This window comes from Micromonospora sp. M42 (assembly GCF_000568915.1).
Taxonomy (GTDB): domain Bacteria; phylum Actinomycetota; class Actinomycetes; order Mycobacteriales; family Micromonosporaceae; genus Micromonospora; species Micromonospora chalcea.
Genome location: NZ_KK037233.1, coordinates 662971 through 664906, shown reverse-complemented (window position 1 = coordinate 664906; position 1936 = coordinate 662971). Strand labels below are relative to the sequence as shown.

Genomic DNA, 1936 nt, shown 5'->3' with positions numbered 1-1936 from the left:
CCGCGTGCACCACGGCGTGCGCGGGCTGCGGCAGCGCGTCGACCCGGTCCAGGAACACCTCGCGCACGGTGTCGGAGATGCCGTCGCGGCCGTCGCGCCGGTCGCGGGCCAGTTCCTCGGCCACGAACGGGTTGCCGCCGCTGCGCCGCCAGAGCTGGTCGGCGGCCTCCGGCGGCAGCGGCGCCCCGACCACGGCGGCGGCCAGCTCGTCGGTGGCGGCCCGGTCCAGCGGCAGCAGATCGACCACCTGCACCGAGCGCAGCCGGCGCAGTTCGGTGAGGACCCGGCGCAGCGGGTGCGCGCCGCGCAGCGACTCGGCCCGGATCGCGGCCAGCACGGAGAGCTGCAGGTCGCCCAGACCGGCGAGCAGGTAGAGCAGGAGCTGCCGGGTGCTGCGGTCGACCCACTGCAGATCGTCGAGGACGAGCACCAGCGGCCGCCCGCCGGCCACCAGGTGCAGGCCCTGGGCGACGCGCTCCAGCAGCGCCCCGGCGCCGTCCGGGCCGGGCGTCTCCTCGTCGAAGACCTGCAACAGCCCGCGGATCGCCGACGCGGTACGCGCCTCGCCCTGCTCGGCGTCGAGCCGGCGCAACGCCTGGCGTACCGGGTGCAGCGGCGAGGCGTCACCGATGTCCAGGCAGGCGCCGGTCAGCACCAGGGCCCCGGCCTGCCGCAGCTGGTCACCGACCTCGCTCAGCAGGCGGGTCTTGCCCACTCCGCTCTCACCGGTGAGGAACACCGCCCCGGTCTGCCCGGGCCGCAGGTCGTCGTAGAGCGCCGACCGCAGCGTCGCCATGGTGCCGGTGCGGCCGACGAGCGGTGCGGTGTCCACTTCGCTGGCCATGGGACGCAGCCTAGTCACAGGGCCCCGCACCGTTCTACGGCCTCGGGGTCGGACTCGTACTCCTCGCGTCGACTACACGACTAATGGTTGCGGGTGGCCGACATACGTCGTCCTACCGATCCCCCGAGAACCCGGTGGTGAAAGTCTTCGGAGGTCGTCAGGCACCGGACCAGGGAAAGGGTGGGTGCGATGTTGATCACCACGCCCGTGGTAAGTCGGGAAGCCGTCGTCGCGGCCTGCCCGCCGGTGCCGGAGGAACGCCGCACGGTGACCGTCCTCTTCGTCGACATCGTCGGCTCGACCCGCCTGGTCGAGCGGCTCGACCCGGAGGACCTGCGGGCCTTGCAACGCGCCTACTTCGGCACCGTCGCGTCGGTGCTGCGCCGCTGGCGGGGCGTGGTGGAGAAGTACGTCGGCGACGCGGTGATGGCGCTGTTCGGCGCGTCCGCCTCGGACGGCTTCGACGCGTACCGGGCGGTGCGGGCCGGGCTGGACATCCAGGCCGCGCTGGACCGGCGGCGGCCGGGCGGCGTCCGGCTGCGCGTGCGGGTCGGCGTGGCGACCGGCGAGGTGCTGCTCGACCTGGCCGGCGCCCGCGACGGCGGCCACGGCGCGGCGAGCGGCGCGGTCATCACCACCGCGGCCCGGCTCCAGGAGCACGCGCCGCCCGGTGGCGTGGTGGTCTGCCCGGTCACCCGCGACGCGGTGGCCGGCCTGGTCGAGCAGCGTCCACTGGCCACCATGACGCTCGCCGGCAAGTCGCTGCCGCTGGACGTGTGGCGGGTGACCGGGACCGCCGGGCGCCGGCCGGCGCGGCATCGCGCCCCGCTGGTCGGGCGACGGCGTGAGCTGGCCACCGCGGCCGAGGAGGTGACCGCCGCGCTCCGGCAGCGACGTCCCCGGTGGATCTCGCTGGTCGGGCCGCCCGGCAGCGGCCGCAGCCGGCTGCTGCACGAGGTGATCCGCGCGGTGTCCCAGGTGGACGGTGTCCCGGTACTCCGGCGGGTGGCGTACTGCCCGCCGTACCCGGCCGGCGAGCTGGCGCCCCTGGCCGACCTGCTCCGCACCCGGGCCGAGGGCGCCGCGCCCACT

2 protein-coding genes are annotated in these 1936 nt (G+C 75.7%); one reads left to right on the top strand and one right to left on the bottom strand.

The annotated features are described in order from the left end of the window. Positions 1-844, bottom strand: an 844-nt coding sequence (locus MCBG_RS02630) for an AAA family ATPase (RefSeq protein WP_043323589.1), incomplete at its 3' end; no start/stop codon positions are given. Positions 845-1051: 207 nt separating this feature from the next. Here MCBG_RS02630 and MCBG_RS02625 point away from each other — a divergent pair. Further along, positions 1052-1936, top strand: an 885-nt coding sequence (locus tag MCBG_RS02625) for an adenylate/guanylate cyclase domain-containing protein (RefSeq protein WP_223201022.1), incomplete at its 3' end; no start/stop codon positions are given.